Origin of the sequence: Pseudoalteromonas sp. BSi20439, assembly GCF_000241165.1 — a bacterium.
Lineage (GTDB): Bacteria > Pseudomonadota > Gammaproteobacteria > Enterobacterales > Alteromonadaceae > Pseudoalteromonas.
This window is the reverse complement of sequence record NZ_BADW01000134.1, coordinates 1-7,127: the sequence shown is the minus strand read 5'-3', so window position 1 is coordinate 7,127 and position 7,127 is coordinate 1. Positions and strand designations below refer to the sequence as shown.

Annotated in this window: 6 protein-coding genes; 4 read left to right on the top strand and 2 right to left on the bottom strand. The window is 40.2% G+C overall.

Features of this window, described 5'->3' with window-relative positions; translation table 11 throughout:
- Positions 1 to 225 precede the first annotated feature (225 nt).
- Both P20439_RS11660 and P20439_RS11655 read left to right on the top strand, forming a co-directional pair.
- Positions 226 to 435 carry a cold-shock protein gene (locus P20439_RS11660; protein WP_008467029.1) on the top strand — a complete coding sequence of 70 codons (210 nt, stop codon included), beginning with the start codon at positions 226 to 228 and terminating at the stop codon, positions 433 to 435.
- Positions 436 to 639: 204 nt separating this feature from the next.
- Positions 640 to 1,398, top strand: a complete 759-nt coding sequence (locus P20439_RS11655; RefSeq protein ID WP_008110737.1) for an ABC transporter substrate-binding protein — start codon at positions 640 to 642, stop codon at positions 1,396 to 1,398.
- A 491-nt stretch (positions 1,399 to 1,889) separates the two neighbouring features.
- Here P20439_RS11655 and P20439_RS11650 read toward each other — a convergent pair whose 3' ends face one another.
- Complete coding sequence (locus tag P20439_RS11650) at positions 1,890 to 3,113, bottom strand: NupC/NupG family nucleoside CNT transporter (RefSeq protein WP_008110735.1); 1,224 nt, start codon at positions 3,111 to 3,113, stop codon at positions 1,890 to 1,892.
- Positions 3,114 to 3,130: 17 nt separating this feature from the next.
- A complete protein-coding gene (gene udk, locus P20439_RS11645) occupies positions 3,131 to 3,760 on the bottom strand; it encodes a uridine kinase (RefSeq protein WP_008110733.1) in 630 nt (209 codons plus the stop codon).
- Positions 3,761 to 3,952: 192 nt separating this feature from the next.
- Between udk and P20439_RS11640 the strand changes: the two genes are divergently transcribed.
- The gene (locus P20439_RS11640; RefSeq protein ID WP_008467026.1) at positions 3,953 to 5,170 is read left to right on the top strand and encodes a phosphopentomutase; all 1,218 of its coding nucleotides are present in this window, start codon (positions 3,953 to 3,955) and stop codon (positions 5,168 to 5,170) included.
- A 64-nt stretch (positions 5,171 to 5,234) separates the two neighbouring features.
- Positions 5,235 to 5,936, top strand: coding sequence for a purine-nucleoside phosphorylase (deoD, locus tag P20439_RS11635; protein WP_008467024.1), 702 nt, complete (start codon positions 5,235 to 5,237; stop codon positions 5,934 to 5,936).
- Positions 5,937 to 7,127 lie beyond the last annotated feature (1,191 nt).

The following is a 7,127-nucleotide window of genomic DNA, read 5'->3' as shown; positions in this document are numbered from 1 at the left end:
TTACGAGCGTTATTTTATTAATTAAATTGCATAAAAGGTTGACTTGTCACTGTAACTCTATATAGTAGGCCGCAGCTAGAAAGAAAGCATGTAATTTATAAATCTCCATTTCGTTGTTGTATAAGTAATACTTGTAGTACCGTCCTGAAGTTTTTAAGTACCATCTCATTTTTTGCTACACCGCCCACTAGGGCACAATTTAATTTTTATATCAGGAATAATACTATGTCTAACATCGTATCAGGTACAGTTAAGTGGTTCAACGAGTCTAAAGGTTTTGGTTTCATCGAGCAAGAAAACGGTCCAGACGTTTTCGCACATTTCTCAGCAATCAAAAGCGAAGGTTTCAAAACTTTAGCTGAAGGCCAACGTGTAGAGTTCACTCTTTCACAAGGTCAAAAAGGTCCTCAAGCTGATAACATCACAGCTCTATAATTTTACTTTTTAAGTAAAATAGAAAAAAAGCGCTTAAGGCGCTTTTTTTGTGCCCAAAATTTAAGAATATTACACCACCGCTTTAACATTCCCGTCATTTTATTTCTATTTAAGTCATCTGCTATTTTAACATTACAGACAGCGTTATAAATTAATAGTCTCTACGAGTTTTCTAGGTTAAAGTTATTACTTAAATCATAGGGGGTGTGTATCTATAAATTTATACTATTAGCTTTTGCGCTGTTATTTAGCCAAAAAATTCAGGCTGCTGAGCCTAAACTGGTTATTTATACCGAAAGTTTTCCTCCGTATAACTTTCAAGATGGCACTGGCCAATTGGTGGGTATCAATCATGACATAGTAAAAGATACCTGTGCCCGTGCAGCGCTAGAGTGCGAGTTTATAATGCTACCTTGGAAGCGTGCTTACCACTTAGTGCAAAGTAACCCGCAGTCAGCCATTTTTTCTTTGGCAAAAACGCAAGAGCGAGAGCCTCTTTTTAAATGGGTTGGACCCTTGGTGTCAAATCAAACCTATTTTTATAAATTAAAAACCAGTGAACATATTGTCATGGACGATATCACCCAAGCTAAAAACTACTCGCTAGGCATAGTACGAGGCGATATTTATGAAATGCTGGTGCGTCGACTTGGGTTTGTAGCTGATAAAAACTTATTGCTATTTAGTGAAGCAGACTCATTTATGCGTCTGTTTTTTAAAAAACGTATCGATTTAATTATTGGATCTGACTTTACCATAGGCCACCAAACTGAACCATTTGGCTATTCAAGGGATGACGTAGTAAAGCTTAAACAAATTCATGTAGATGAGCTAAAAGGCAATTATATTGGTTTTAATAAGGCTGCCTCACCCGTGGTGGTGGAACGTTTTAATCAAGCATTAAAGCAACTTAAAGCTGAATCTGAGTATAAACCTTATATTAACCGTTACGTTAAAAATTAAATTCATCGCTATCCGACATCATAGTTGAACGCATAGCATTTCACCGCTAGTTAGCCTCTGGGCCACTTTTTCTGATGACTTTAACACTTTGACTGTGCTGAATTTATACCAATCCGCAATAATACTTAATCATTTTACGGGGGTAAACGTGTCGCTACCTGCGTTAAAAAATTCTCATTTACGACTGCATGGATGCAGAAGGTAGAGCAATGCAGGAGCAATTGCCGAGAACAACTAAATAGCCAATTTTCTGCCTTGCTATCAATGCGTTTTCCAGCCTCAAAATAGACTACTTAACTAAGCGAATTGGTATTAATCGTAGAGAGAACGTGAGAATTAACGAAGATATTAAAAGGGTTTAAAGTAGGGGGGCTAAAACGATAAAAGGGCCTTGCGGCCCTTGGTGAAGTATCGTTCAAGTCAGATAGTGCTTTAACCCCTTAAAGCGCTATCCTATTGTTTTGCAACAGATGGATCATCTCATTAAGTTTCTAAGCTAGCGAGAGGAAAAACCCAGCAATTGCTGCGCTCATAAGGTTAGCCATAGATCCTGCTAACACTGCTCTGAGCCCTAAGCGTGCGATATCCTTTCGCCGACTAGGCGCCATACCGCCTAATCCACCTAGTAAAATGGCTATCGATGATAAGTTAGCAAAGCCACACAATGCAAAAGTAACAATTGCTTGTGTATGCGCACTTAACGTATCGCGATAATTTATAAAGTCTAAGTAAGCAACAAACTCATTTACCACTAACTTTTGACCAATAAAACTGCCGGCTATAATTGCCTCATTCCACGGTACTCCTAGTAACCATGCAACAGGGGCAAATAAGTAGCCTAAAATTTCTTGTAGCGTTAATGTAGGGTAATCAAACAACCCACCAATACCGCCTAATAAACCGTTTAATAAAGCAATTAACGCAACGAAAGCAAGTAGCATAGCACCTACGTTAAGTGCCAACTGCATACCGTTTGCTGCGCCTGATGCTGCTGCATCAATAACATTAACCGGTTTGTCATCGCCTAAATCTATCTCGGCTAAATCATCTTTAGGTGTTTCTGTCTCTGGCACTATCATTTTTGCCATTAAGAAACCACCTGGTGCCGCCATAAAGCTGGCTGCAATTAAATACTTAAGGTCTACGCCAATAATTACATAACCGGCCATTACAGAGCCTGCTACGGTGGCTAAACCACCAACCATTACGGCAAACAATTCCGACTTGGTCATGGTTGCAATAAACGGTTTAACAATTAAAGGCGCTTCAGTTTGACCAACAAAAATATTTGCTGTGGCTGAAAGCGACTCGGTGCGTGAGGTTTTCAATAATTTTTGTAAACCGCCACCCAAAATTTTAATAATCCAATCCATAATGCCTAAGTGATATAACACAGCAACCAACGCTGAGAAAAACACAATAACGGGCAATACTTGAATTGCAAAAATAAACCCTAGCGTATCTTGCGAAGCTAATGGGCCAAATAAAAAGCTAATTCCATCGTTGGCATAACCAATAACCGATGAAACGGCGCGAGACATACTCGCTAATACATTTTTGCCTGCTTCAAAAAACAGTACAAATCCGCCGATAATCACTTGCATTAAAAATGCGATACCCACGGTTCTTAGTTTTATTGCTTTGCGATTAGTTGAGGCTGCAAAGGCAATGCCTAGTAGCACCATCATGCCTACTAAGCTCATAAATGTTGTCATACAAACGTTTCCCGTTGTTATTCTTGTAAAATGTACTTTATTTTACTTTTTATAATATCAATCGCAACGCGATTCATACCGCCTCGAGTCACAACTAAATCAGCGTTATGCTTTGAAGGCTCAATAAATTGATAAAACATCGGTCTAACAGTTGCTTGATATTGCTCAACAACAGATTGTAATGTTCTGCCTCTTTGTTCCATGTCGCGTTGCATTCGGCGCATTAAACAAATATCTAGCGGTGTATCTATAAACACCTTGATATCAAATTCTTTATTAAGCGCTTTATCGCTCAGTAATAAAATACCTTCTACAATGAGTATTTTAGCCGAAGCCACACGGCGTGTTTTATCGCTGCGTGTATGTTGGGCATAATCATAAGTTGGTACTTCAACAGAGTGGCCATTACGAAGTTGTGTTAAATGCTCAAGCATTAGTTCGTGTTCAAATGCATCAGGATGGTCGTAATTCGTTTGCGTACGATGTGCCATCGGCAAATGCGATTGATCCTTGTAATAAGCATCTTCTTCAATAATGGCGATAGCGCCTGGTTCAAGCTCATTTACCAATTCATTATAAATTGTTTGGCTAAATAGAGATTTGCCGGACGCCGATGCGCCTGCAATAGCTATAATAGTTCGTGTCACTAAAGTTCTCACCCACACAGAAGGATATATTGTTGGTAGATCACAATAGCAAAAAAGACACGATTAATCTCTTTTGCTTCGCTTAAGAGTGCAAATTTATAATGTTTAGGTTTTATGAAACAGGACTTATGTCCTGTACGGAAAAATCGAAGAGCAGATAAAGTAACCACCTAGAACAGATGTGAGGTCACAATGGCAAGAGCAATTATCTTAATGGCGGATAGTTTAGGAATTGGCGCAGCACCCGATGCAGATAAATTCGGTGATGTAGGTGCTAATACATTCGCACATTTACTCAAGGCATATTATGACGAAACTGGCAGTAAGCTTTCGCTTCCTAACCTTTCAAAATTAGGGTTAGTTGATGCATGTGAAGCCGCTGGTAAAGAACCCTGTTTAATTGCTGACCGAAATGAGCCACAAGGTGCATGGGGTTATGCAAAAGAGCTTTCAAGCGGTAAAGACACGCCATCGGGTCATTGGGAAATGGCTGGCGTGCCAGTGTTATTTGATTGGGGATATTTCCCAAAAACACAACCGAGTTTCCCACAAGAATTTGTAGACGAGTTTATTGCTCGCACAGGTATTCCGGGCATTTTAGGCAATTGCCATGCATCGGGAACCACCATTTTAGAGCAGCTAGGTGAAGAGCACGTAAAAACAGGTAAACCAATCTGTTACACCTCAGCTGACAGTGTGTTTCAAATAGCCGCGCATGAAGAATCATTCGGTCTAGAGAAGCTTTATCAAGTATGCGAAATCGCACGGGCGCTGCTTGATGAAATGAATATAGGACGAGTGATTGCGCGGCCATTTTTGGGTTCAAATAGTCAAGACTTTGCCAGAACCGGTAATCGTCGTGATTATTCAGTATTACCGCCTTCGCCAACATTGCTTGATGTACTTGCAAAAGACGGTGGCGAAGTAATCAGTATTGGTAAAATTTCAGATATTTATGCGCACCAAGGCATTACCCAAAAGCATAAAGCGCCAGGGTTAATGAACTTGCTAGAAAAAACCAGTGAAGTGATGGCCACTGCGCAGGATCACAGTTTAATTTTTACCAATTTAGTTGATTTTGATGAAAAGTTTGGTCACCGCCGAAATCCTGTTGGCTATGCTAAAGCGCTAAAAGAGTTTGATGATTACTTACCCACTATTTTAGATCAGCTAAAGCCTGATGATTTATTAATGATCACCGCCGATCATGGCTGTGACCCGACCTTTCCAGGGTCAGAGCACACTCGTGAATATGTGCCAGTTATTGCTTATCAGCCAGGAATGAACAACACGCCACTGGGTGAACGCAATAGCTTTGCCGATATTGGCCAAACACTTGCGCAATGGTTTAACCTTAAAGCGTTAGAGTATGGTGATGGCTTTATTGATAAGCTGAACACAGTTAAATAACTTAGAAATACGCTCGCTATTTTAAAGTAATAGGGCTTTTAGCCAAACAAAAGGAAAACAATCAATGAGTACTCCGCATATCAGTGCAAACGTAGGTGATTTTGCCGAAACAGTATTAATGCCAGGCGATCCGCTACGCGCACAATATATTGCTGAAAACTTTTTAGATGATGCAGTGCAAGTAACTGGCGTACGTAACATGTACGGCTTTACTGGAACTTACAAAGGTAAGCCAGTGAGCATTATGGGTTCAGGCATGGGCATTCCTTCAATGTCAATTTATGCTCGTGAGCTTATTGTTAGTTTTGGCGTTAAAAATATTATTCGTATAGGTACCTGTGGTGGTATTGGTAGCGATATTAAAATTCGCGACGTAATTTTTGCACAAGGTGCAAGCACAGATTCAAACGTAAATCGTGCCCGCGTTCGTGGTACTGACTTTGCTGCCATTGCTAACTTTGACCTACTTTTAAACGGCGTAAATGCAGCTAAAGATTTAGGTATTGATGCAAAAGTAGGCAACGTATTTACTACCGATACTTTTTATCAAGCAGACGACACGTTTTATAAAGACCTAGACAAACTAGGTGTACTCGCTGTTGATATGGAAACAGCTGGCTTATACGGCGTAGCAGCAGAATACGGCGCAAAAGCAATGGCATTATTTACCGTCAGTGATCATGTAATCACCGGCGAAGCAACACCTGCAGATGAGCGTCAAAGCACGTTCAACGAAATGGTTAAAATTGCCCTAGAGTCTATCTAGTCTTAAACAATTCCTTGGTAACGTATTCACTAAGTTTTGGAGACACGCCCAAAGTGAAGTGAGACTAAACCCCCAAAGCCGCATTTTATGCGGCTTTTTTTATGCCTCAAATTTAGGTGTGAGATTCGGGCCACGGGTTTCGAGCTACGGGCTTTAGGTTCCTAGGTTTCAGGTTAAAGGTTAAAGGTTAAAGGTTAAAGGTCAAAGGTTTTAGCAGTAGCTCGCAGCTCGTCACTCGAAGCCCGTTGTCTTCTCATTTACTCTCATTCACTTCTCTGTGTTTAAACAAGAAATTAGATTTAGATGTCAGATTAAAATGCGCGAGGTAAACTTCCGCCTACTGATATGGTTACCTTCTAAATTTATTTTAGGCGGGCTTTATGCCGCGCAAGGTCATTAATTTAAAAAATATTTACCACCGAGAACACTGGGTTTACAGAGAAATGCTTAAAAAATACCAATCTAGCTCTGTGTAGCGCAAAGCGCCTCGGAACCCTCTGTGGTGAAAAATTGTTTTTAGCAGTAAGTGCCTTTCGTAGCAGCGATTTTATATCGCGTCAGGTCTAGGATATTAAACACAAATGCGCGAGGTAAACTCCCGCCTACTGATATGGTTAACTTCTGAATTTACTGTAGGCGGAGCTTTATGCCGCGCAAGGTCATTATTCACAAAGAGGACAAAGAGACGCTGCGCTAAAAGAGTAGGTTAAAGGTCAAAGGTTAAAGGTCAAAGGTCAAAGGTTAAAGGTTAAAGGTTAAAGGTTAAAGGTCAAAGGTTTTAGCAGTAGCTGCAGCTCGTCACTCGAAGCCCGTTGTCTTCTCTTTGTTCAAACAGTTTTAGTGAATTTTGCACAAAGAGGGCGAAGAGACGCTGCGCTTTTAGAGAAAAAAAGCAACTATCAGGATGTAGCAGCAATTTTATATCGCGTATTTATAGGCATTTACATTTACCCGCTCCTCGCAGCTCGTCACTCGAAGCTCGTTGCCTTCTCATTTATTTCCCTGTCAGTATTTATAACTTAATGCTAATGTTTAAGTTATAAAACTTGCTTTTAAAATGAAGCACTTTAAAGTTTTAGCTGATAGCTGATAGCTGATAGCTGATAGCTGATAGCTGATAGCTGATAGCTGATAGCTGATAGCTGATAGCTGATAGCTGATAGCTGATAGCTGATAGCTGATAGCTGATAG